Source organism: Agromyces sp. NBRC 114283, from assembly GCF_030268405.1.
GTDB lineage: Bacteria > Actinomycetota > Actinomycetes > Actinomycetales > Microbacteriaceae > Agromyces > Agromyces mediolanus.
Genome location: NZ_BSQP01000001.1, coordinates 2,906,593 through 2,929,599, shown reverse-complemented (window position 1 = coordinate 2,929,599; position 23,007 = coordinate 2,906,593). Strand labels below are relative to the sequence as shown.

The window sequence follows — 23,007 nt, the reverse complement described above, 5'->3', positions numbered from 1 at the left end:
GAACCTCCTTCTGCGACTCCGCCCGGCCATAGACCCTCGCCCGTGACGCGTCGGGGAGGTGCCCGTGTCTGAGTGGATTCTGCTCGGCATCGGTGTGCTTCTCACGATCGGCACGGGCTTGTTCGTTGCGAGCGAGTTCGCGCTCGTCAACCTCGATCGCGCCGACCTCGAGGCGCGTCGCGCCAGGGGTGAGACCCGGTTGGGTCTCACCATCCAGGCGCTGAAGATCACCTCGACCCACCTTTCGAGCGCGCAGCTCGGCATCACGCTGACGACGCTGCTCACGGGCTACACGATGGAGCCCGCGATCTCCTCGCTGCTGGCGGGGCCGCTCACCGCGATCGGGCTCCCCGAGCAGCTCGTGCGGCCCGTGGGGGCGACGACCGCCGTCGTCATCGCGACGCTGCTGTCGATGCTCGTCGGCGAGCTGGTGCCGAAGAACTTCGCGCTCGCGCTGCCGCTCGCGACGGCGAAGGTCGTCATCCCGTTCCAGACCGCGTTCACCTGGGTCTTCCGGCCCGCGATCGCGGTGCTGAACGGCAGCGCGAACGCCGTCATCCGCTCCTTCGGCATCGAGCCGAAGGAGGAGCTCTCCGGCGCCCGCTCGGCCGAGGAGCTGAGCTCGCTCGTGCGCCGCTCGGCGAGCGCCGGCGTGCTCGAGCAGGACACGGCGACGCTGCTCGGCCGCACGCTGCGTTTCTCGGGGCACGACGCCTCCGACGTGATGACGCCGCGCCCGCGGCTCGCCGCGGTGCAGCGGCTGGAACCGGCCGAGGCCGTGATCGAGCTGGCCCGCCAGACCGGCTTCTCCCGCTTCCCGGTGTACGACGAGAACCTCGACGACATCGTCGGCGTCGTGCACGTGAAGCAGGCCGTGGCCGTGCCCCGCGAGCGCCGCGGCGAGGTGCCGACCTCGGCCCTGCAGTCCGACGCGCTCCGGGTGCCGGAGACGATGAAGCTCGACTCGCTGCTCGGCGAGCTGCGGGCGCGCGGGTTCCAGATGGCGGTGATCGTCGACGAGTACGGCGGCACCGCCGGGGTCGCGACGCTCGAGGACCTCGTGGAGGAGCTGGTCGGCGAGGTCGCCGACGAGCACGACCGCACGCGCGCGGGCATCGTGCGCCGCGGCGACGAGATCAGCTTCCCCGGCATCCTGCGCCCCGACGAGCTCGAGGAGCGCACCGGCATCCGCGTTCCCGAGAACGGCGACTATGAGACGGTCGCCGGCTTCATCACCGCCTCGCTCGGGCGGCTGCCCGTCGTCGGCGACGAGGTCGAGATCGACGAGGGCCGGCTCGAGGTGCGCCGGCTCGACGGCCGCCGCGTCGACCGGGTGAGGTTCATCCCGACCCCGCTCCCGACGGCCGACGAGGAAGGGGGCGAGCGATGAGCGACTGGGCCGGACTCGCCTGGCTGTTCGTGCTGCTGCTCGCGAACGCCTTCTTCGTGGGCGCCGAGTTCGCCGTCATCTCGGCGCGGCGATCGCAGATCGAACCGCTCGCCGAACAGGGCAAGCGCAGCGCCAAGACCGCCCTCTGGGCGATGGAGCACGCGACGCTCATGCTCGCGATGAGTCAGCTCGGCATCACGATCTGCTCGCTGCTGATCCTGAACGTCTCGGAGCCGGCGATCCACCACCTGCTCGAGATCCCGCTGGCCCTCACCGGCTGGAGCGAAGAGGTCATCGGCACCGTCGCCTTCATCATCACGCTGGTGCTCGTGAGCTACCTGCACGTGGTGTTCGGCGAGATGGTGCCGAAGAACCTGTCGTTCTCGGTGCCGGACCGCGCGGTGCTGCTCCTCGCCCCGCCGCTGGTGTTCATCGCGCGCGTGCTGAAGTTCGCGATCGTCGCCCTGAACGCGACGGCCAACGGGGTGCTGCGGCTCTTCGGCGTCGAGCCGAAGAACGAGGCGAACTCGACGTTCACGCTCGACGAGGTGCAGACCATCGTCGACCAGTCCCGCCGCGAGGGCGTGCTGGACGACGCGAGCGGCACGCTGAGCGCGGCCTTCGAGTTCACGACGAAGCGCGTCTCCGACGTCGCGGTGCCGATGGACTCGCTCGTCAGTCTCCCGCCGGGGGCGACCCCCCGCGACGTGGAGCGCGCGGTCGCCAAGCACGGTTTCTCGCGCTACGTCATCCTCGGCGCGGACGGCGAGCCCGACGGCTACGTGCATCTGAAGGACGTCATCGACCTCGACGACGACGAGTTCGACGACCCGCTGCCCGCGAAGCGCGTGCGCCGGCTGGTGTCGGTCTTCGACGGCACCGAGGTCGAGGACGCGCTGTCGACGATGCGCCGGCTCGGCACGCACGTCGCCCGCGCCTTCGATCGGGAGGGCGCGACGACGGGGGTGGTGTTCCTCGAGGACATCATCGAGGAACTCGTCGGCGAGGTGCAGGACGCGACCCGGCGGGGCTGACGCCACCGCGACCGGACGGCGACCCCGCGGAGGCGGGGTCGCCGTTCCGCGTCGGGGCGGGGAGATCCGGCGTCGGGCGCGGCCGACCGGGCGTAGACTGAGCACGACCCGAGGAATCGAGGTTCACTCATGTTCGAGACGATCCTGGCGACGGCGGTCCTGCCGGCGCACGACCTCGACCGCGCCAGGCAGTGGTGGGCGCAGGTGCTCGGCCGCGAGCCCATCGGCGGCGAGCCCGAGGGCGAGACGCTGTTCTACGAGATCGGCGGCGTGCCCGTCATGGTCTACCGCACCGGCTTCGCCGGCACCGCGCAGAACACCGCCTTCAACCTGCTGACCGACGACCTCGACCGCGACATGGCCGCGCTCCGCGCAGCGGGCATCACCTTCCACGAGTACGACTTCCCGGGCCTCAGCACGGTCGACGGCGTCGCCGACCTCGGCGAGGAGCGCGCGGCCTGGTTCAGCGACAGCGAGGGCAACATCTTCTCGCTTAGTCAGCCGGCGGGGGAATCGGCGGCGCTCGTCGAGCGGCTGCGCGCCCGGAGCGGCCCGAGCTGAGCCGCGCTCAGACGGCGGTCAGGCCGCGGAGCCAGCGCTCGAGTCCGGCGGCATCGGTGAAGACGTGCCCGTCGCCGCCGACCGCTCGCGCGCCCTCGACGTTCTCGGCCCGGTTGTCGACGAAGAGGAACTCCTCGGGCGCGATGCCGAGCTCGGCGATGACGTGCTCGTAGATGTCGGCGTTCGGTTTCACGAGGCCGAGCTCGCCGCTCACGAAGACCCGCTCGAACAGCGGAGCGAAGGAGCCGTGCCGCAGCCAGCCCGAGAAGTCCGCGCCCGCGTTCGACAACAGGGCCAGGCGCGTGCCGCCCGCCTGCAGGGCGTGCAGCACGGCGAGGGTGCCCGGGTCGACGCTCAGCCAGCCCCGGTGGTCGATCGCCCACAGCTCGTGCACGTCGATCGGGGAGAACTCGGTGCCGAGCCCGGCGGCGACCGCCGACCAGTAGTCGGCGATCGAGTGGGTGCCCTGGTCGAGGCCCTCGCGGTGCGCCCAGTACTCGCGCCAGAAGGCGGCCTCCTGCTCGGGCGAGACGCGCGCGCGGGAGAGGAGGGCGGCGCGGTCGGCTGGGCCGGGCTCGCGGGAGATGACCTCGCCGTAGTCGAACACGACGACGGCGGGGGAGAGGGCGATGGGGGCGAGGGCTGTCGGAGTCATCCCCGCCAACCTATCGTTGGAGCATGAGCGCTGGCGGATGGCAGGAATGGCGGGCTGCGGACGCGGCGGAGTGGCTGCGGCCGCCCACGGCCGACGACGACAAGTACTCGCGCGGCGTGCTCGGGGTCGTCACCGGCTCGCACGAGTACCCCGGGGCGGCGCTCCTCGGCGTCGAGGCCGCCACCCGCAGCGGCGTCGGCATGGTGCGCTACACCGGGCCGCGTCCGGTGCGGGCGCTCGTGCTGGCCCGCGCGCCGGAGGCGGTCACGACCGCCGGCCGGGTGCAGGCCTGGCTGCTCGGTTCGGGCATGGACCCGGCGCGCCGATCCTTCGTGCTCATCGGCGAGCTCGAGCATGCGCTCGCCTCCGGCGTCCCGGTCGTGCTCGACGCGGGCGCCCTCGACCTCGTCGGCGCGCATTCAGCGCCCACCGTCATCACCCCGCACGCCCGCGAGCTCGCCACCCTGCTCGCCGATCGGGAAGTGCGCACGAGCGTCGAAGAGGTGCGCAGCGACCCGGCCGCATGGGCGGCGCGCGCCGCGCGGGAGATCGGCGTCGTCGTGCTGCTGAAGGGCGCGGTGACGCACATCGCCGACCCGGACGGCGCGGCGATCACCGTCACCGCGCCGACCCATCGGCTCGCCACGGCCGGCTCCGGCGACGTGCTCGGGGGCATTCTCGGTGCGCTCGTCGCCGCCTCGCACGAGCGGCTCGCGAACGACGCGCACGCGCTCGCGCCGATCGCCGCGACCGCGGTGCTCGTGCACGGCCTCGCCGCCGAGCGCGCCGTCGCCGCGGTCGACGGCGGGCCGATCGTCGCCTCCGACCTCACGGCGCAGCTGCAGCGGGTGATCGGGCAGCTCGCGGGCTGAGCGCCCGGCTCGTGACGCCCGACCCCGGGGCCGGCGGCGTCAGCCGGGCAGCACGCGGGCGAGGAACGCGCGCGTGCGCTCCTCGCGCGGCGCCGCGAAGAACTCCCGCGACGGCCCCTGCTCCACGATGCGGCCGCCGTCGAGGAACACGACCCGGTCGGCGACGTCGCGCGCGAACGCCATCTCGTGCGTCGCCATCAGGATGGTCGTGCCGCCGTCGGCGAGCGAGCGGACGAGGGCCAGCACCTCGCCGACGAGCTCGGGATCGAGCGCGCTCGTCACCTCGTCGAGGAGGAGCAGCTCGGGACCGGTCGCGATGGCGCGCACGATCGCCACGCGCTGCTGCTGCCCGCCCGAGAGGCGGTCGGGGTAGGCGCCGGCGAAGTCGGCCAGGCCGATCGAGGCGAGCAGCTCCCGCCCGCGGCGCTCGGCCTCGGCCTTCGGCAGGCGGTGCACCAGGCGGGAGGCGAGGGTCACGTTGTCGAGCACGCTCAGGTGCGGGAAGAGGTTGTAGTGCTGGAAGACGGCGCCGATCCGCGCGCGCACCGCGTCGGCATCCACCCGGGGGTCGCTGATGTCGCGACCCGCGAGGCGGATCACGCCGTCGTCGATCGGCTCGAGGAGGTTCGCGGTGCGCAGCAGCGTCGACTTGCCCGAGCCGGAGGCGCCGATGAGCGCGACGACCTCGTGCGCGCGCACCTCGAGGTCGACCCCGTCGAGCACGACGTGCTCGCCGTAGGCGCGGCGGACGCCGGTGAGGGTGAGCACCGGCTCGCGCTCGCCTTCGGGGACGGCGGGCGGCTGCGCCTCGGCTGCGGCCCGGCTCATACGATGCTCCCGATCTGCTCGCGCCGCCGCATCCGCGCCGTCACCCAATCGGTCAGCCGCACCATCGGCAGCGCCAGGAGGACGAACAGCAGCCCCGCCACGACGTAGGGCGTGAAGTTGAAGTAGTGCGCCGTCTCGATCTGCGCGGCCCGCACCGCGTCGACCGCGCCGAGCACCGAGATCAGCCCGACGTCCTTCTGCATCGCCACGAAGTCGTTCATGAGCGCCGGCGTCACCTTGCGGATCGCCTGCGGCAGCACCACTCGGCGCATCGTCTGCGCGTGGCTGAGGCCGAGCGAGCGGGCGGCGAGCCGCTGCGAGGGGTGCACCGCCTCGATGCCGGCCCGGAACACCTCGGCGACGTACGCCGAGTACACGAGGATGATCGCGATCGTGCCCCACACCGCCGCCGGCAGGCGCGGGAAGAACTCGAGCGCCGGCACGCCGTAGCCGACGAGGTAGAGCACGATGAGCAGCGGCACCCCGCGGAACAGATCGGTGTAGCCGGCCGCGATCGCACGCAGCGGGAAGAACACCGGGCCACGGAGGGTGCGCAGGGTCGCCAGCGTGATGGCGACGAGTAGCACGCCGATGGCCGCGAAGACGAGCACCTGGAGGTTCAGCAGGAGCCCCTCGGCGATGCGGGGGAGGGAGGCGAGCGCCACCCCGGGATCGAAGAAGGTCTCCGCGACCCGTGCCCACCCGGGCGAGCCCAGCACCGCCCAGGCGAGCAGCCCGGCGAAGACGAGCGTGCTGAGCACGCTCACGAGCACCGAGCGCCAGGTCTGCCGACGGCGGAACGCCCGACGGCCGAGCTCGAGTTCGCTCGGCCGCCAGGCGCCGTCGTCGGGGGATACTGCGCTCATGCGGCCGCCGGAACGGAGCCGGCCGGAGCGGCCACGCGGGTCACTGGAGGACGGGCGCCGTGTCGTCGCCGCCGAGCCACTTGGCCGCGAGCTCGTCGAGCGTGCCGTTCTCGCGCAGCGCGTCGACCGCGGCGGTGACCTTCTCGGTCAGCGGGGAGTCCTTCGCGAGCACGAGCCCGAACTGGTCTCCTCCGCCCGTCGAGGGCAGCTGACCGATGATCTTGCCGCCGTCGAGCTCCGCGCCCGTCAGGTAGAAGGCGGTGGGCAGGTCGACGACGATCGCGTCGACGGTGCCGCTCTGCAGGGCGAGCTTCGCGTCGTCGTTCGTGTTGAAGATCTGCGCGCCGCCGTCGGGCGCGATCGTCTGCTCGACCGCCGTGAGGCTCGTGGTGCCGGTCTGCGCGCCGATGAGGAACGGCTTGAGCTCGGCGATCGTGGTCGCGCCCCCGGCAGGGGAGCTGTCGACCGTGACGACGACCTGGGTGGTCTCGTAGTAGGGCGAGGAGAAGTCGACCGCCTGCTTGCGCTCGTCGGTGATCGAGAACTGCTGCAGGTTGAAGTCGAAGTCCTTCGGGCCCGGTGCGATGGCCTGCTCGAAGGTGGACCGCACCCAGACGACGTCCTCCTTCGCGAAGCCGAGCTCGTCGGCGACGGCGTAGGCGACGGCCGACTCGAAGCCCTCGCCGGACTCGGGGGCGTCGTCGATCACCCAGGGGAAGTACGCGGGCTGGCCCGTGCCGATCGTGAGCTTGCCGTCGGTCACGTAGCCCTCGGCGCTCGGGCCGGTGGGGCCCTGGTCGCCGCCGGCGGTGCAGCCGGCGAGGGCGAGGGCCGCTGCGGCGGCGAGGACGACGGCGGTGAGCGTGCGACGGGTCATGGCGGGGCCTTCCGATCGGGATGTCTCAAGCTTGGCCGAACTCGCCGCGTTCCGCAGCCCGATGGCGTCGTATGACGCCCAGGCGCGGCTAGGCTCTGAGCCATGCCGGATCGGGGGATGGGGGATCGTCGATCGAGCCGCGGCATCCGCCGCCTCCTCGCCGGGCGCGGCGCGATCTGGATCGCCTTCGCGCTCGTGCACGTCGGGCTCGTCGCGCTGAACCTCTTCGCGCCCGGGCTGCCGCTCGGCGACGTGACGGGCGTCTACCGGATCTGGGCCGAGAACGCGGCCCACGGCTACGCGCGGATGGGCATCGACCTGCCCTGGGTGTACCCGATCCTCGCCTTCGCGCCGATGGCGGCCTCCCTCGCGTTCGGCGGCGAGTGGTTCGGCGAGACGTGGCTCGTGCTCGTCACCGTGCTGAACGGCCTCACCCTCTCGGTGCTGCTCGGCCAGGCGACGCTCTCGCGTCACCGCCGGATCGCCGCCTGGTGGTGGCTCGGCTTCCTCGCGCTGCTCGGGCCCATCGCGCTCGGCCGGATCGACGCCGTCACGGTGCCCTTCGCGATGCTCGGCCTGCTCTGGGCGGCCGGCCGGCCTCGGGCCGCCGCCGTGCTGCTCACGATCGGCGCGTGGATCAAGGTCTGGCCCGCCGCCCTCGTCGCCGCTCTGGTGGTGGCGCTCCGCCGGCGGGCCGAGGTCGCGATGATCGCGCTCGCGCTGAGCCTCGGTATCCTCGCCGTGAGCCTCGTCGCCGGAGCGGGCGGGAACGCGATCGGCTTCATCGGCGAGCAGGCCGGCCGGGGCCTTCAGGTCGAGGCGCCGCTCGCGGTGCCGTGGCTGTGGGCCATCGTCGCCGGCGCCCCCGGGGTCCGCATCGCCTACGACCGCGAGATCCTGACGTACCAGGTGTACGGGCCCGGCGTCGAGACCGCCGCCTGGATCACCACGCCGTTGCTCGCCGTCGGCGTGGCGGGCGTGCTCGCGGTCGGCATCCGGGCCGCCCGCCGCGGCGCGCCGCTCGGCCGGCTGCTGCCCCCGCTCGCACTCGCCTTCGTGGTCGTGCTGCTGCTCGGCAACAAAGTGGGTTCGCCGCAGTTCGTCGCCTGGCTGGCCGCGCCGATCGTGCTCGGCCTCGTGCTGCGCCCCGCGCGCTTCGCGGTCCCCGCCCTGCTCGCGGCCGGCGCCGCACTGCTCACCCACGTCATCTATCCGTACTGGTACGGCTGGCTGCTCGTCGCCGACCCCGCCTTCGTGCTGCTGCTGACGGGCAAGGTGGTGCTGCTCGCGCTGCTGCTCGCGTGGGCGCTGCGGCGGCTGTGGCAGGCTGGGAGCCGGGTCGCGCTCCCGGCGCACGAGCTCGCCTCGCGGCCCGGCTAGGAGGACCCCATGCTGGTGGCATTTTCGGTCGCGCCGAGCGGCACGGGCCGGAGCGACGGATCGGTGCACGACGCCGTCGCGGCGGCGGTGAAGATCGTCCGGGAGTCCGGGCTGCCGAACCGCACCACCTCGATGTTCACCGAGATCGAGGGCGAGTGGGACGAGGTCTTCGACGTGGTCCGGCGGGCGACCGAGGCCGTCGGCGCGTACGGCTCGCGGGTCTCGCTCGTGCTGAAGGCCGACATCCGCCCGGGCTACGCCGGGGAGCTCGACGCCAAGGTCGAGCGGCTCGAGCAGGCGATCGACGAGGCGTAGGGCCCGGTCCGCCGCGGTGCGCGGCGGCGGATGACGCCATCCGCTTGTCGAATCGATTCGAGGCGTGGCAGAATCGCCGGGTGATCCCCGACTCCTCCGGGCCGACGACATTGTCGCCGGCCCGTCTTCGTTTCGCGCTGCTGGCGCTCGCCCTCGGCGGCTTCGGCATCGGCGCCACCGAGTTCGTCGCGATGGGCCTGCTGCCCGACATCGCGGGCGATCTGCTGCCCGGCCTCGCCGCCACCTCGCCCGACGAGGCGAACGCGCAGGCCGGCTGGCTCATCTCCGCGTACGCGCTCGGTGTCGTCGTCGGGGCGCCCACGATCGCCGCGGCGGCCGCGAAGTGGCCGCGCAAGCGCCTGCTGCTCGCCCTCGCCGCCTGGTTCGCCCTCGGCACGCTCGCCTCGGCGTTGCTGCCGAGCTTCGGACTCGTGCTCGTCGCGCGCTTCGTCGCCGCCCTGCCGCACGGGGCGTACTTCGGCATCGCCTCGCTCGTCGCGGCGAGCCTGATGGGGCCGGGCAAGCGCGCCCGCGGCGTCGCACTCGTGCTCTCCGGGCTCACCATCGCGAACGTCGTCGGCGTGCCCAGCATCACCTGGCTCGGCCAGCTCGCCGGCTGGCGGGTCGCCTACCTCGCCGTCGCCGTGATCTTCGTGCTCACCTTCCTCGCGATCGCCGCGGCCGTGCCGTGGCAGGCGGGCGACCCCGCGGCGAGCATCCGCCGCGAGCTCGGCGCCTTCCGCCGCTCGCAGGTCTGGTTCGCGATCGCGATCGGCGCGATCGGCTTCGGTGGCTTCTTCGCGATGTACAGCTACATCGCCCCGCTCGCCACCGAGGTGACGGGGCTCCAGGCCGCGTTCGTGCCGTTCGTGCTCGTCGCGACCGGCCTCGGCATGACCGTCGGCAACCTCATCGGCGGCCGGCTCGCCGACTGGAGCGTGCGCCGCACGATGTACCTGTTCTTCGTCGCCCTCGCGGCGGCCCTGCTGCTGCTCGCGCTCACGGCGAGCCATCCGCTCGGCCTCTTCGGGGGAGTATTCCTCGTCGGCGTCACGTCCTCGGCGCTCGCCCCGACCATCCAGACCCGCCTCATGGACGTCGCCCGCGACAGCCAGTCGATCGCCGCCGCGCTGAACCACTCGGCGCTGAACGTCGGCAACAGCATGGGCGCCGTGCTCGGCGGCCTCGTGATCGCCGGCGGCCTCGGCTACCTCGCCCCGATCTGGGTCGGCTTCGCGCTCACGCTCGCGGGTATCGCTCTCGCGTTCGCGAGTTTCGCGCTCGACCGACGGCGGATCGGCCGCGGCGTCGACGTGCCCTACGCGACCGGGGCGGTCGCGGCGGCCGATCGGGACTGAGGCGCCGTGCGGGCCGGTCGCGCGGCGCGGACCGCTCGCGCGACGCCGGCCGCGACTCGCGTCAGTCGGTCTGCAGCAGGATGCCGTCGGCGATGGCGCGCTTGCGGAGCGCGACCTTCGTGCCGACGTCGTAGCCGGCGACGCGGTACTTCTCGCGGATGCGCTTGAGGTAGCTCTTCGCGGTCTCCTCGGAGATGCCGAGCTGGAACGCGACGGCCTTCACCGGCTGCCCGGCGCCGTAGAGCGCCATGACGCGCCGCTCCTGCGCCGACAGCTTCGGCGCCTGCACGGCGTCGGCGTCGGCGAGCGTCGTTTCGAGCTCGGGCGTGATGTACGAGTCGCCGAGCCGCGCCGCACGGATCGCCTCGACGATCGTCTCGACCGGCTCCGACTTCACGAGGTAGCCGAGCGCGCCCGCGTTCAGCGCCTCGCGGACCACCGCGGGCTCCGAGTAGGTGCTCATCAGCATCGTCTGCACGCCGGCCGACTTCAGCATCGACAGCTTGAGCGAGACCGGGATGTTGTCGCGCAGATCGAGGTCGAGGAGCACGACGTCGGCCGGGAACTCCGGATGCGCGAGCAGCTCCGACCAGGACGGCACCGCGGCCACGAGCTGGATGTCGGGCGCTGCACCCCGCAGCCACTCGGATAGGGCGCCGAGCAGCATGCGGTGATCGTCGACGATCGCCAGGCGGATCGGTGCGGCCGGTTCAGGCATTCATCTTCCCCTCGTTCGGGCGCTACGGGGCGCCGAAGCGGCTGCCGGGGCGTTCGGGTCGACCGGGCAGACGAGTTCGATCCTGATCGAATCCGACGCGGACACGACCTCGTGACTTCCGAGACTACCGAGTGCATCCCAGATGGCGGGGTCCAGATGACGCCGCGCCACGCCGGAGACCTCGATCTCGATCGCGAGCGGACCCCGTTCGTCGTCGTCGAACGGCTCGCTGCGCACCCGCACGACGACCCTCGCACCGGCGGCGCGGCGCGGGCGGCGCTCGCCCGCGATCAGCCAGAGCGCGAGCAGGAGCCCATCCCGCTGCGCCGGAGCGAGCACGCCCGCGTCGCCGTCGGGGTCGTCGATCGTGACGCGGCGGCTGAGGTACGCCGACTCGGTGACGGCGTGCTTCAGCCAGGTGTCGCTGCGCCCCTCGATGAGGCGCACGCGGAGTTTCGCGGCGAGCGCGCCGGCCCGCAGCGCGGCATCGGTCGGCAGCGGGATCGGCAGCCGCCCGGAGCCGACGTCCTCGAGCAGCGACTCGGCGTCGAAGTCGAGGCGCGCGAGCTCCTCCGAGGCGCGCATGCCGACGGCGCTGCGGGGGGTCTGCACCGTGCTCTGCACGAGCGAGAGGTCGAGTTCGCGTCCGACGAGTCGGCGGAAGCCGACGATCGCGAGCGCGGCGACGACGACGGGGAGCACGGCGGAGACGGCGACCGCGACGCCCACGACGACGAGCGAGCCCGCGGCGGGCAGTTGCACCAGGGCCGCGATCGCGATCGCGGCGCCCACGACCCCGGCGACCACGACGGGCACGCGATGACCGCGCAGCGTCGTGACGGGCATCAGCACGACCGCGGAGGCCGCGGCCGCCGTCGGCGTGACGCCGAGGTGCAGCAGACCCTGGGTCGCGACGAGATCGAGGCCCACGGGCACCGCGAGCGCGGTGAACAGCGCGAGGTAGACCCAGCTCGGCATGCGCGGCGAGAACAGCCGGGAGACGACCCCTCCGGCGAGGACGACCGCGAGCGCGATCCAGGCCGCCCACGGGTCGCGACCGGCCGGATACGCGCCGGCGGTGACGAGGAGGTGCGCGAAGTGCCCGGCGACGAGCACCGCGGCGGCGATCGTGATGCCGGCCGACATCCGCCGCCCGCCGTGCCGCTCGCGCATGTCGACGGCGGCGCGGGCCGAGCGCGCCGGACGCCGGAACGAGCGTTCGATGGTCGAGTGCAGTCCGCTCACGGCTTCGGCACCTCGAGCATGACGGTCGTGCCGGCGCCGGGGGAGGAGAACACCCGGGCCCGGCCGCCGACGGCGTGCAGGCGGCCCACGACGGACTCGGCGAAGCCCAGGCGGCCGGGCTCGACCGCGTCGGTCTGGAAGCCGCTGCCGGCGTCGGTGATCATCGCGCGCACCGCGCGCTCGTCGTCGGTGACCGTGACGTCCGCCTCGTTCACCCCGGAGTGCCGGCGCACGTTCTCGAGGCATTCGCCGAGCGCGCCGAGCAGGGCGTCGAGGCTGTCCCGAGGGAGCAGCAGCTGGCCGGCGCCGTGCCAGTTCACGTCGAGCCCCATCCGGGCGAAGCGCTGGCGCACCGACTCGAACGTCGAACCGAGCGCGTCCTCGTCGGCCTCCGGCGCGTACATCGGGTGCGAGCCGACCTCCAGCGGCACGCCGAGGCGCAGCTGGCGCAGCAGACGGGCGTCGTCGCGTGCCTGGTCGCGCAGGGCGGCCTGCCCGACGCCCACGCCGGAATGCGCGAGCAGGCTGAGGGTCGCGAGCACGGTGTCGTGCAGCAGGCGGGCGTCCTGGCGCTGCTGCGACTCCGCCTCGCTCGCGAGCCGCTCCGCCTCGTGCGCGCGGCCCACCTCGGAGATGCGGTCCGCCGCCCGGTCGATCGCCCGCGCCGTCCAGGTCGCGAGCAGCCCGCACGCCGCCCAGCCCGCGACGGCGGCGACGATGGGGAGCAGCGAGCCGCGGCCGGCGACGGCGCCGATCCAGACGGCGACGACGACGAGTGCGGCGAGGCTCGCGACGATGAGCTGCCCGTGCCGTCGTGGGACGAGGGTCAGCGCGAGCGAGGCGGTCGCGGCTCCCGCGATCGCGGCGATCGCCGTCGACCCGGCCGGCCCCGGGGTGTCGAGGCCGACGAGGAGGATGGCGGCGACACCCGCGGCCGCGGCGCCGAGCGCCGGGCCGAGCTCGCCGCGTTCGGTGTGCAGCACGATCGCGCCGGCCACGAGCAGGCTCAGCACGATGGCGGCGATCCGGGCGACGAGCCCGGTGGAGTCGGGGACGAGCAGGCACAGCACCGCTCCGGCGCACCCGGACAGGCCGGTCAGCCGCGCGATCCGGGCGAGGAGCCGGTCGCGTTCGTTGTGGATGCGATGCACGATCTTCCTCAGCCGAACAAGGGCGCCCGCGACGGAAGCCCGATAGTCGAACCCTAGTGCAGAGCGGGCCGGCGGCGCTCGTTCGAGCGGCGAAGCACGCCGGCCGGCGGCTCAGGCGGCGAGCAGCGCCGCGATGGCGCGGCCCACGGCGTCGGACTCGATGAGGAAGGCGTCGTGCCCGTACTCGGAGTCCAGGACGACCGGATCCGGGCCGTGCACGCTGCCGCGCAGCTGCGCCGCGATCTCGCGCTGTCCGGCGAGCGGGAAGTACCGATCGCTCTCGATGCCGAGCACGAGGCTCTTCGCCTCGATGCCGGCGAGTGCCGCCGCCGCGCCGCCGCGCCCGCGCCCGACGTCGTGCGAGTTCATCGCCTCGGTGAGCACGAGGTAGCTGTTCGCGTCGAAGCGGCGGGTGAACTTGTTGCCGTGGAAGTCGAGGTACGACTCGACGGCGAAACGGCCGCCGCCCCCGAGCGGGTCGAGCCCCGACTGCCAGCTGCGCGCGAAGCGGTCGTTGAGCTCGGTCGCCGTGCGGTAGTTCAGCATCGCCATCCGGCGGGCGAGCGCGAGGCCCCGGCTCGGGCCTTCGCCGTCGGCCGCGTCGTAGTACGCGCCGCCGGCGAAGGCCGGGTCGGAGCGGATGGCCTCGAGCTGCACCGAGTTCAGGGCGATCTGGTCGGCGGTCGCGGCGGGCGGACCGGCGAGCACGGCGATCCGCTCGACGCGTTCGGGCGCCGTGATCGCCCATTCGAGCACGTGCATCGCGCCCATCGAGCCTCCGACGACGGCGGCGAAGCGGTCGAGGCCGAGCTCGTCGGCGAGCGCCTGCTGGGCGGCGACCTGGTCGCGGATCGTCAGGAACGGGAAGCGCCCGCCCCACTCCACGCCGTCGGGCGCGAGCGAGGCCGGGCCGGTCGAGCCCTGGCAGCCGCCGAGCACGTTCGGCGCGACGACGAACCAGCGTTCGGTGTCGATCGCCCGGCCCGGGCCGACGACGTCCTCCCACCAGCCGGCGCTCGGGTGGCCGGGGCCCGCCGAGCCGAGGACGTGGCTGTCGCCCGTGAGGGCGTGCAGCACGAGCACGGCGTTGTCGCGGGCGGGGGAGAGCTCGCCCCACGTCTCGTAGGCGATCGTGACCTCGGGCAGCGTCTCGCCGGACTCGAGCCGGACCGTGCCGATCTCGGCGAAGCGGCGGTCGCCGACCGGGTCGCCGATGCGCCAGGCGCCGGTCGCCGGGGCCCGGCCGAGCAGGCTGTGCGCCCGCGCCTCCGGCACGATGCTCGCCGGGACGACGTCCGCCTGCGTCTGCCAGTCCATGCCTTCGATTCTCCCCGAGCGGTCGGGGCGCGCGGGCATTGTTACGGTCGCGGCATCCGCTGGAACGGGAATCCCGCGGAGACGACGGATGCCGCAGGCGTCGGCCTGCGGCATCCGGGTCGTGCTGGGCTTCGCGTTACGCGCGCAGCGCCTCCGAGGCGGCGCGGGCGGCGGCGAGGCCGGCCTCGAGGTCCGCCTTCAGATCGTCGATGTTCTCGATGCCGACCGAGAGGCGCACGAGGCCCGGCGTCACGCCGCTCGTGAGCTGCTGCTCGGGCGTGAGCTGCGAGTGCGTCGTGGAGGCCGGGTGGATCACGAGCGAGCGCACGTCGCCGATGTTCGCGAGGTGCGAGAACAGCGAGAGGCTGTCGACGAGCGCGCGGCCGGCGTCCACGCCGCCCTTCAGCTCGAAGGAGAGCACCGCGCCGACGCCCTTGGGAGCGTAGCTGTTCGCGGCCGCGTACCACGGGCTCGAGGGCAGGCCCGAGTAGTTCACGCTCGCGACGTCCGGGTGGTCGTCGAGCCACTCGGCGATCTCCTGCGCGTTCTGCACGTGGCGCTCGATGCGCAGCGACAGCGTCTCGATGCCCTGGATGAGCAGCCATGCGCTGTTCGGCGAGATCGCGGCGCCGAGGTCGCGCAGCAGCTGCACGCGGGCCTTGATGATGTAGGCGAGGCCGTCGCCGACCGCGGCCGTGTAGCTCGCGCCGTGGTACGAGGGGTCGGGCTCGGTGAGGCCCGGGAACTTCTCGACGTTCTTCGACCACTCGAACTTGCCGCCGTCGACGATGATGCCGCCGATGGTGGTGCCGTGGCCGCCGAGGAACTTCGTCGCCGAGTGGATGACGATGTCCGCGCCGTGCTCGAAGGGGCGGATGAGGTACGGCGTCGCGATGGTGTTGTCGACGACGAGCGGGATGCCGGCGTCGTGCGCGATGCCCGCGACGAGGCCGATGTCGAGCACGTTGATCTTCGGGTTGCCGATGGTCTCGGCGAAGAAGAGCTTCGTGTTCGGGCGCACCGCGCGGCGCCACTCCTCGGCGTCGTCCTGGTTCTCGACGAAGGTGGTCTCGATGCCGAGCTTCGCGAGGGTGTACTTGAAGAGGTTGTAGGTGCCGCCGTAGATCGAGCTCGACGAGACGATGTGGTCGCCGGCCTGCGCGATGTTCAGCACCGAGAAGGTCGCCGCCGACTGGCCGGAGGCGAGCAGCAGCGCGCCCGTGCCGCCCTCGAGCGCGGCGACGCGCTCCTCGACGACCGCCTGGGTCGGGTTCTGGATGCGGGTGTAGATGTTGCCGAACTCGGCGAGCGCGAAGAGGTTCTGCGCGTGCTCGGCGTTGTCGAAGACGTACGAGGTCGTCTGGTAGATCGGGGTCGCGCGGGCCTTCGTGATCGGGTCGGGGGCGGCGCCGGAGTGGACCTGCTTGGTCTCGAAGCGCCAGTCGGCTGCGTTGCTCATCGAGCTCTCCTTCGGTTCGGCCGGCTCGGGTGGCCCGGCCGTGTTGCGACCACGCTAGGCGGGGCGCGCAGGCCGGGCAACGCGACCCGACACACGGCGTAACCGCTGGCCGGTCGGCTCGGTCGCGTGGCTCAGTCGCGCGGCGCGGGCGGCGTCGGGGGCGGGGCGGTGCCGCTCGGGCCGGCGGCGCCGGGCGGGAGCGCCTCCGGCGGCAGCACGATCGTGCCGGTCGCCGTCGAGGACTCGGGGCGGAACAGCCACCGGGCGCGCGGCTCCACGAGCGGACGGAACAGGCGGCGCACCGGCTTCAGCGAGAGCACGATCGAGATGCCCACGCAGAAGACGATCATCGCCGGCAGCACCCAGAACGGCTGATCGCCCTCGAGCACGCCCGACTCGCGGAGCGGGAAGAGCACGAAGCTGTGCAGCAGGTAGATGTACATCGTGGCCGCTCCGAACGGTGTGAACCAGTGCGCCCCGCGCGGCATGAGGGTGAGGAAGGCGATGGCGAGCACCATGGCGCTGAGGAGCAGGCCGAGCCGGATGGCGCCCGTCCACGGCTCGTCGTAGCCGAGGTCGGGGTAGGACTCGTCGTAGAGCAGGAATCGTCGGAGCTTGACGTCGCGCCACCACTCGATCGCGGTCGGCATGGCGATCAGGACCGCGGCGAACAGGGCGATCGCCCCCGCCCGCCAGCGCCAGGCCACCCGGGCGGGCAGGGCCAGCCAGCGCCCCGTGATGCGCCACTGACGCAGCTTCCAGCCGAAGACGAAGAAGGGCAGCATGCCGAAGGTGCGGCTGAGGGCGAGCGTCGAGTCGATCGTCTCGGAGTAGCCGGCGGCGACCGAGATCGCGATCGCGATGAGCAGCGGCGCCCGCAGCAGGACCAGGTACAGCAGCACGACCCGCCACACCGCGAGCGCGATGAGGAACCAGAGCGTCCAGGACGGCGTCGCGTAGTCGAGCCCGACGCCTGTGCCGAGCAGGAACCGCAGCGCCGTCCAGATCGTCTCGAAGATCAGGTACGGCAGCACGATGTCGGTGATCACCTGGCGGATCGAGCGCGCCGTCGGCGGCCCCGACTTCGCGAAGTAGCCGGCGACGGTCACGAACACCGCCACGTGGAAGGAGTAGATGAACAGGTAGACGCTGTACGCCGAGTTCGACTCGCCGATGAGCGGCAGGATGCCGTGGCCGACGACGACGAGGACGATCGCGATCCACCTCGCGTTGTCCCACAGCGGCACCCGCTTCTTCGCGTGCGGCTGGGACTTCGTCGGCGTCGTCGGCGTGGAAGGCATCGCCCCATTCTCCCAGCACGGGCAGAATAGGCGCATGAACGGCAGGCGGGCAGTGGTCACCGGGGCGAGCTCGGGCATCGGCGAGGCCACGGTGCGGGCGCTCCGCGCCGAAGGCTGGGAGGTCGTCGCCGTCGCGCGGCGGGAGGACCGGCTGCGCGCGCTCGCCGAGGAGACGGGGTGCGCGTTCGCGGTCTGCGACGTGACCCGGCAGGACGACGTCGACGCCCTCGCCGCCGAGCTCGCCCGGGGCGGGCCCGTGCACGGACTCGTGAACAACGCGGGCGGGGCGAAGGGCGTCGCCTCCGTCGAGGCATCCGATCCCGAGGACTGGCGCTGGATGTTCGAGGTGAACGTGCTCGGGCTGCAGCGCGTCACCGCGGCGCTCCTGCCGCTGCTGCGCCAGGGGGCGGCGGAGCGCGGGGTCGCCGACCTCGTCAACGTCACCTCGGTCGCCGGGCATGTGCCGTACGCGGGCGGCGGCGGGTACAACGCCGCGAAGTCGGCCGCCCACGCCGTGACCGCGGTGCTCCGGCTGGAGTTGAACGGCGAACCGATCCGCGTGGTCGAGGTCGCGCCGGGCATGGTGCGCACCGAGGAGTTCTCGCTCGTGCGGTACGGCGGCGACCGGGAGAAGGCGGACGCCGTCTACGCCGGGGTCGCGGAGCCGCTCGCCGCCGAGGACGTCGCCGCGGTCATCGCCGACGCGATGGGCAAGCCGCGGCACGTCGACCTCGACCTCGTCGTCGTGAAGCCGGTGGCGCAGGCCGCCCCGCACCTGCTGGCGCGGGGCCCGCTCGAGGTGCGGACCGGGCGATGAGCGGGACGGGCGGGGGCGAGCGCGACGAGGAGACCGCCCGCCGCCGCGCCTGGGAGGACCGCACGACCGGACCGCTCGTGGTGCTCGGCATCGGCTTCCTCGTCGCCTACGCGACCCTCGTGCTCGCGGAGGCGCTGCCGTCCTGGCTCGTGCTGACGCTGCAGCTGCTGCTCATCCTGTCCTGGGCGACCTTCGTCGTCGACGTCGTCGTGCGCTGGGCGCTCACCCCGCGCGGGCACCGCACGGCCTTCCTCGTGCACCACCCGCTCGATGTGCTCTCGGCGGTGCTGCCCGTGTTCCGAGCGCTGCGGGTGGTGAGCCTCGTGCACCGCGTGCGCTACTTCCGGGGCCACGGCGGTGACGCGTTCCGGGCGCGGATCGTCTCCTCGATGCTCGTCTACGCCGTCGTGTTCATCGTCTTCATCGCGCTCGCCACGCTGAACGCCGAGCGCGACGACCCGCGCGCGACGATTCAGAGCTTCGGCGACGCCATCTGGTGGGCCTGCGTCACCATCGCGACCGTCGGCTACGGGGACATGTACCCGGTGACCGTGCCCGGTCGCATCTTCGCCGTCATGCTGATGATCGGCGGGATCGCGATCGTCGGCACCGCCTCGGCCACGATCGTGTCGCTCTTCACCGAGCGCCTCGGGCAGCTGCGCGAGCACCCGCGCGAGGAGCGCGAGCACCCGCGCGAGGAGCGCGAGCCCCCGGGCGAGCGGCGGCCCGCGGATGCCGGGGCGGCCCCCGACGCCGTACCCTTGCAGGATGACCTTCGACGCGAATGACGCGGCCATCGGCGAACCCGATGTGCGTCGCGAGATCCTCGGCTGGGACCAGTTCGGCGAAGCGGCGAGGACGCTCGCCGCGGACGTGCTCGGCTCGGGGTTCCGGCCCGACGTCGTCATCGCGATCGCGCGCGGCGGGCTGCTGCTTGCCGGCGCGATCTCCTACGCGCTCGGCACCAAGCAGTGCGGCTCCATCAACGTGGAGTTCTACACCGACATCGAGCAGGTGCTGCCCGAGCCGATCGTGCACCCGCCGATGCTCGACGCCCCGGCGCTCGCCGGCCTGAAGGTGCTGCTCGTCGACGACGTCTCCGACTCGGGCCGCACGCTCGCGAAGGTGCTCGAACTGCTCACCGACGTCGGCTCGGAGGTGCGCACCGCGACGCTCTACACGAAGTCGCGCACGGTGCTCGTGCCGGACTACAGCTACCGGGCGACCGACGACTGGATCGTCTTCCCCTGGTCGGCGCAGCCGCCGGTGCAGGTCACCGCGTGAGCGTGCACCTGCTGGGCGGCGGCGCGCTGGAGTCGGTGGACGCCCCGCTGTACGCCCCGTTCCTCGCCGAGGCGGCGGCGCGCGCCCGCGCTGCTGGCCGCACCGCGCCCCGCGTCGCGATCGTGTCGATCCACCCGGGCGGCCCGGAACGCGCCGAGGTGCTGCACCGGGTGCTGGCCGCCGCAGGCGAGGTCGAGGCACACGTGACGAGCTCGCTCGGCGGCGAGCCGCTCGCGCTCACCGCGATCGCGGACGTCGACGGCATCCTCGTCGGCGGCGGCATCGTGGAGCAGGTGCGCGCCGGGCTCGAGCCGCTCTTCGGCGAGCTGCGGCGCCAGGTCGCGGGCGGCGTGCCCTACCTCGGCGTCTCCGCCGGCGCGATGATCGCCGCCGAGGGCGCGCTCGGCGGCGGCTCGCGCATCGACGGCGTGCTCGTCGCGCCCGAGGATCCGGCCGAGCCCGGCCCCGAGTTCGAAGTCGAGGCCGGCATCGGCCTCGTCGACGTCGCGATCGACGCGCACGTCGCGCAGCGCGGCACGCTGTCCCGGCTCGTGGCCGCCGTGGAGTCCGGGCTCATCGACGGCGCCCTCGGCATCGACGAGCGCACGGTGCTCATCGTCGGCGAGGGCGGGCTGCGCGTCGAGGGCGACGGCAGCGTGTGGCGCGTGCTGCCCGGCGACGGCGGCGTCCTCGTCTCGACGATCGGCGCCTGATGCCCCCCGCGAAGACCCTGCCGGAGCTCGCCGAGGCCGGGCTCATCGACCCGGGCTGGGCTGCCGCCCTCGAGCCGGTCGCCCCGCGCATCGCCGAGCTCGGCGACTTCCTGCGCGCCGAGCAGGCCGCCGGTCGCGGCTACCTCCCGGCGGGCGACCGCGTGCTGCGCGCCTTCTCCCAGCCGATCGGCGACGTGCGGGTGCTCATCGTCGGGCAGGACCCGTACCCGACGCCGGGGCATCCGATCGGGCTGAGCTTCGCCGTCGAGGCGCACGTGCGACCGGTGCCGCGGAGCCTCGGCAACATCTACAAGGAGCTCCGCGACGACCTCGGCGTCGAGCCGCCCGCGCACGGCGACCTCGGCGCTTGGAGCCGCAACGGCGTCATGCTGCTGAACCGGGTGCTGACCGTGCGCCCCGGAACGCCGGCCTCGCACCGCGGCAAGGGCTGGGAGGCGGTCACCGACCACGCCATCCGCACCCTCGTGGCCCGCGGAACGCCGCTCGTCGCGATCCTCTGGGGCCGCGACGCGCAATCCTTGAAGCCGCTGCTCGGCGACACCCCGACCATCGAGTCGGTGCACCCCAGCCCGCTCTCCGCCTCGCGCGGCTTCTTCGGCTCGAAGCCGTTCAGCCGGGCGAACGCGCTGCTCGAGGCCCAGGGCGGCGCCCCCGTCGACTGGTCGCTGCCCGACTGAGCCGCGCCGCCTCGTCGGCCTCGGCCGCCTCAGGCGACTCAGCCGCCGAAACGCGCCCGCAACACCGAGCGCGTAGGCTGACCGCCATGCTCGAGGAGGAATACCAGCAGCGGCGCGTGCCGCCGCCCCACCTGCGTCCGGCGGAGCCCGCCGAGCCGCCGTTCGAGTACGTCATTCGGCCGGCGACCTCGGCCGATCTGCCGAGCGTGCGCGAGATCTACAACTACTACGTCACGAACTCGACCGTGACGTTCGACGAGGACGCGATGAGCCTGCGCGAGTGGCGGCAGAAGTACGCGATGCTCGACAAGCTCGGCCTGCCGTTCCTCGTCGCCGAGTCGCCGTCCGGTCAGCTGCTCGGCTACGCGCTCGCCGCGCCCTGGCGGCAGCGGCGCGCGTACCGCTACACGGTCGAGAACTCGATCTACCTCGGCCCCGCGGCATCCGGCAAGGGCCTCGGGCGGGCGCTGCTCACGGCCCTCATCGACGCCGCGACAGCGGCGGGGCTTCGCGAGATGATCGCGGTCATCGCCGATCAGGGCGCCGAGGCCTCGCTCGCCCTGCACGACAAGTTCGGCTTCGTCGAGATCGGCCGAATGGGTCGGGTCGGCTTCAAGTTCGACCGCTGGCTCGGCACGGTGCTGCTGCAGAAGAACCTGCGCTGAGCGCGAGCGCCGCGGACGGTCGTAGGCTCGACGGATGAGCGACCCGGTGGAACTGCACGACGCGACCGCCCTCGAACTGCACCAGCTGCTGCAGCGCGGCGACGTCTCGCCCAGCGAGCTCGCCGCGCACTTCCTCGCCCGCATCGAGCGGCTGGGCCCCGAGCTCGGCGCCTTCGCCCATGTGGACGCGGATGCCGCGCTCGAACGTGCGCGCCACGTCGAGCGGGAGATGCCGAAGACCGCGCCGCTGTGGGGCATGCCGCTCGCCGACAAGGACCTGCAGCTGCGCGCGGGGATGCCGGCCCGCTTCGGCTCCCGCGCCTTCGCCGACTTCGTGCCGGTGGAGTCCGACGCGCTCGTGCGCGACGTCGACCGGGCCGGCGCCGTGAGTCTCGGCAAGACGGCGACGCCCGAGTTCGGGCTGCCGTCGTACACCGAGGGGATCGCCTTCCCGCCCGCGCGCACGCCCTGGGATCTCTCGCGCGGTGCCGGCGGCTCGAGCGGCGGCGCCGCGGCGGCGGTCGCGGCGGGGCTCCTGTCGTTCGCCCCGGGCTCGGACGGCGGCGGCTCGATCCGCATCCCCGCCGCCTCCTGCGGGCTGGTGGGGCTGAAGCCCTCGCGCGGGCGGGTCCCGGGCGGCTCGGGGATCGGCAGCCTGGCCGGACTCGGCGTGGCCGGCCCGATCGCGCGCACCGTCGCGGACGCCGCGCTGCTGCTCGACGGGCTGGTGGCCCCGGCCGGCTACCCGGCGGAGCATCCCTTCGCCCTCCGCGCGCCCGGCTCCGACGGGCCCTTCCTCGGGGCGGCCATCCGCGGCGAGGGGCGCTATCAGCTCGGCGTGATGACCGAGACGCCGTGGGACGACTTCACCGAGATCGTCGTCGAGCCGGAGGCGCACGCGGCCCTCGAGCGCGGCATCGAGCTCGCCGACCGGCTCGGCCACGGCGTCGAGGCCGTGCCCCCGGCGTCGGAGCCCGGCTACGCCGAGGCCTTCCGCGCCGTCTGGCAGGCGGGCGCCGGCGGCATTCCGGTGCAGGGCGAGGGGGAGGAGCTGCTCGAGCCGCTGACCCGCTGGCTGCTCCGCCGCGGCCGCGCCCTGCCCGCGACCGAGCTCGTCGCGGCGCTGTCGTGGCTCTCGGACTACGAGCAGCGCGTCATCCGCCGCCTCGCGAGCTACGACGCGGTGCTCACCCCCGCGCTCGCGATGACCCCGCGGCCCGTCGGCTGGTACGACGCGGATGACGGCGAGCGCAACTTCGCCCAGCAGGTCGCGTTCACGCCGTTCACCTCCTTCGTGAACGTCACGGGGCTGCCCGCGATCACCGTGCCGGTGATGTTCACCGAAGAAGGGCTGCCGATGGGGGTCCAGCTGATCGGCCGGCCGGGCGGCGAGGCGGTGCTGCTGTCGATCGCGGCGCAGTTCGAGCGCCGTGCCGGCGTCGTGGGACGGCGCCCGCCGGTCTGGTGAGCGGGTCGCGGCACCCGATCCCGACACATCGCTTC

Annotated in this window: 24 protein-coding genes; 14 read left to right on the top strand and 10 right to left on the bottom strand. The window is 73.3% G+C overall.

Annotated features, from left to right (window positions below; translation table 11 throughout):
• The first annotated feature begins 64 nt into the window (after positions 1-64).
• The 3 genes from QSJ60_RS14155 to QSJ60_RS14145 all read left to right on the top strand — a co-directional run bounded on the left by QSJ60_RS14155 (position 65) and on the right by QSJ60_RS14145 (position 2,985).
• The gene (locus tag QSJ60_RS14155) at positions 65-1,390 is read left to right on the top strand and encodes a hemolysin family protein (protein ID WP_285463998.1); all 1,326 of its coding nucleotides are present in this window, start codon (positions 65-67) and stop codon (positions 1,388-1,390) included.
• Positions 1,387-2,424: a hemolysin family protein gene (locus QSJ60_RS14150; RefSeq protein ID WP_285463997.1), complete on the top strand. Its 1,038-nt coding sequence runs from the start codon at positions 1,387-1,389 to the stop codon at positions 2,422-2,424. Before QSJ60_RS14155 ends, QSJ60_RS14150 begins: the two co-directional genes overlap by 4 nt.
• Positions 2,425-2,553: 129 nt before the next feature.
• Entirely contained in the window at positions 2,554-2,985 is a 432-nt protein-coding gene (locus tag QSJ60_RS14145; RefSeq protein WP_230766028.1) for a VOC family protein, read from the top strand.
• A gap of 7 nt (positions 2,986-2,992) precedes the next feature.
• Here the strand turns inward: QSJ60_RS14145 and QSJ60_RS14140 are convergent, their stop codons facing one another.
• On the bottom strand, positions 2,993-3,640 hold the full coding sequence (locus QSJ60_RS14140; protein ID WP_285463996.1) for an HAD family hydrolase: 648 nt from the start codon (positions 3,638-3,640) through the stop codon (positions 2,993-2,995).
• Between the two features lie 23 nt (positions 3,641-3,663).
• Here QSJ60_RS14140 and QSJ60_RS14135 point away from each other — a divergent pair, with 23 nt between their 5' ends.
• Complete coding sequence (locus tag QSJ60_RS14135; RefSeq protein WP_285463995.1) at positions 3,664-4,512, top strand: ADP-dependent NAD(P)H-hydrate dehydratase; 849 nt, start codon at positions 3,664-3,666, stop codon at positions 4,510-4,512.
• Positions 4,513-4,551: 39 nt separating this feature from the next.
• On the opposite strand, the gene QSJ60_RS14130 is transcribed toward QSJ60_RS14135, so the two are convergent.
• Genes QSJ60_RS14130 through QSJ60_RS14120 form a run of 3 tightly spaced genes read right to left on the bottom strand, consistent with a single transcriptional unit; the run spans position 4,552 to position 7,083 of the window.
• Positions 4,552-5,340, bottom strand: coding sequence for an amino acid ABC transporter ATP-binding protein (locus tag QSJ60_RS14130; protein WP_230766035.1), 789 nt, complete (start codon positions 5,338-5,340; stop codon positions 4,552-4,554).
• The gene (locus QSJ60_RS14125) at positions 5,337-6,206 is read right to left on the bottom strand and encodes an amino acid ABC transporter permease (protein WP_285463994.1); all 870 of its coding nucleotides are present in this window, start codon (positions 6,204-6,206) and stop codon (positions 5,337-5,339) included. The genes QSJ60_RS14130 and QSJ60_RS14125 overlap by 4 nt, the downstream gene beginning before the upstream one ends.
• A 40-nt stretch (positions 6,207-6,246) precedes the next feature.
• Positions 6,247-7,083: an ABC transporter substrate-binding protein gene (locus tag QSJ60_RS14120; RefSeq protein WP_285463993.1), complete on the bottom strand. Its 837-nt coding sequence runs from the start codon at positions 7,081-7,083 to the stop codon at positions 6,247-6,249.
• Between the two features lie 102 nt (positions 7,084-7,185).
• On the opposite strand from QSJ60_RS14120, the gene QSJ60_RS14115 reads away from it, so the two are divergent.
• The 3 genes from QSJ60_RS14115 (at position 7,186) to QSJ60_RS14105 (ending at position 10,136) form a co-directional block, all read left to right on the top strand.
• Positions 7,186-8,463, top strand: a complete 1,278-nt coding sequence (locus tag QSJ60_RS14115) for a glycosyltransferase family protein (RefSeq protein ID WP_285463992.1) — start codon at positions 7,186-7,188, stop codon at positions 8,461-8,463.
• A 9-nt stretch (positions 8,464-8,472) separates the two neighbouring features.
• Positions 8,473-8,778, top strand: a complete 306-nt coding sequence (locus QSJ60_RS14110) for a thiamine-binding protein (RefSeq protein ID WP_230766043.1) — start codon at positions 8,473-8,475, stop codon at positions 8,776-8,778.
• 80 nt (positions 8,779-8,858) lie between these two features.
• A complete protein-coding gene (locus tag QSJ60_RS14105; RefSeq protein WP_285463991.1) occupies positions 8,859-10,136 on the top strand; it encodes an MFS transporter in 1,278 nt (425 codons plus the stop codon).
• Positions 10,137-10,197: 61 nt separating this feature from the next.
• Here QSJ60_RS14105 and QSJ60_RS14100 read toward each other — a convergent pair whose 3' ends face one another.
• From QSJ60_RS14100 to QSJ60_RS14075, 6 genes are all read right to left on the bottom strand, one after another.
• On the bottom strand, positions 10,198-10,854 hold the full coding sequence (locus QSJ60_RS14100; protein WP_189086340.1) for a response regulator transcription factor: 657 nt from the start codon (positions 10,852-10,854) through the stop codon (positions 10,198-10,200).
• Positions 10,855-12,099 (bottom strand): hypothetical protein, encoded by a 1,245-nt coding sequence (locus tag QSJ60_RS14095; protein WP_230766047.1) that lies wholly within the window; start codon positions 12,097-12,099, stop codon positions 10,855-10,857.
• A complete protein-coding gene (locus tag QSJ60_RS14090) occupies positions 12,096-13,250 on the bottom strand; it encodes a sensor histidine kinase (protein ID WP_285463990.1) in 1,155 nt (384 codons plus the stop codon). The genes QSJ60_RS14095 and QSJ60_RS14090 overlap by 4 nt, the downstream gene beginning before the upstream one ends.
• Positions 13,251-13,361: 111 nt before the next feature.
• Positions 13,362-14,567, bottom strand: a complete 1,206-nt coding sequence (gene metX / locus QSJ60_RS14085; protein ID WP_285463989.1) for a homoserine O-acetyltransferase MetX — start codon at positions 14,565-14,567, stop codon at positions 13,362-13,364.
• A gap of 136 nt (positions 14,568-14,703) precedes the next feature.
• Positions 14,704-16,026, bottom strand: a complete 1,323-nt coding sequence (locus QSJ60_RS14080; RefSeq protein ID WP_189086344.1) for a bifunctional o-acetylhomoserine/o-acetylserine sulfhydrylase — start codon at positions 16,024-16,026, stop codon at positions 14,704-14,706.
• Between the two features lie 131 nt (positions 16,027-16,157).
• Complete coding sequence (locus QSJ60_RS14075) at positions 16,158-17,327, bottom strand: acyltransferase family protein (protein ID WP_285463988.1); 1,170 nt, start codon at positions 17,325-17,327, stop codon at positions 16,158-16,160.
• 34 nt (positions 17,328-17,361) lie between these two features.
• On the opposite strand from QSJ60_RS14075, the gene QSJ60_RS14070 reads away from it, so the two are divergent.
• The 7 genes from QSJ60_RS14070 to QSJ60_RS14040 all read left to right on the top strand — a co-directional run bounded on the left by QSJ60_RS14070 (position 17,362) and on the right by QSJ60_RS14040 (position 22,972).
• Positions 17,362-18,144 (top strand): SDR family oxidoreductase, encoded by a 783-nt coding sequence (locus QSJ60_RS14070; RefSeq protein ID WP_230766057.1) that lies wholly within the window; start codon positions 17,362-17,364, stop codon positions 18,142-18,144.
• Positions 18,141-18,932, top strand: a complete 792-nt coding sequence (locus QSJ60_RS14065) for a potassium channel family protein (protein ID WP_285463987.1) — start codon at positions 18,141-18,143, stop codon at positions 18,930-18,932. The genes QSJ60_RS14070 and QSJ60_RS14065 overlap by 4 nt, the downstream gene beginning before the upstream one ends.
• Positions 18,913-19,428: a phosphoribosyltransferase gene (locus QSJ60_RS14060; protein WP_243568797.1), complete on the top strand. Its 516-nt coding sequence runs from the start codon at positions 18,913-18,915 to the stop codon at positions 19,426-19,428. Before QSJ60_RS14065 ends, QSJ60_RS14060 begins: the two co-directional genes overlap by 20 nt.
• Positions 19,425-20,141, top strand: a complete 717-nt coding sequence (locus QSJ60_RS14055; RefSeq protein ID WP_285463986.1) for a Type 1 glutamine amidotransferase-like domain-containing protein — start codon at positions 19,425-19,427, stop codon at positions 20,139-20,141. The genes QSJ60_RS14060 and QSJ60_RS14055 overlap by 4 nt, the downstream gene beginning before the upstream one ends.
• Positions 20,141-20,839, top strand: coding sequence for a uracil-DNA glycosylase (locus QSJ60_RS14050; RefSeq protein ID WP_189086350.1), 699 nt, complete (start codon positions 20,141-20,143; stop codon positions 20,837-20,839). The genes QSJ60_RS14055 and QSJ60_RS14050 overlap by 1 nt, the downstream gene beginning before the upstream one ends.
• A gap of 86 nt (positions 20,840-20,925) precedes the next feature.
• Positions 20,926-21,504 carry a GNAT family N-acetyltransferase gene (locus QSJ60_RS14045; protein ID WP_285463985.1) on the top strand — a complete coding sequence of 193 codons (579 nt, stop codon included), beginning with the start codon at positions 20,926-20,928 and terminating at the stop codon, positions 21,502-21,504.
• 34 nt (positions 21,505-21,538) lie between these two features.
• The gene (locus QSJ60_RS14040) at positions 21,539-22,972 is read left to right on the top strand and encodes an amidase (protein WP_285463984.1); all 1,434 of its coding nucleotides are present in this window, start codon (positions 21,539-21,541) and stop codon (positions 22,970-22,972) included.
• The last annotated feature ends 35 nt before the right edge of the window (positions 22,973-23,007 follow it).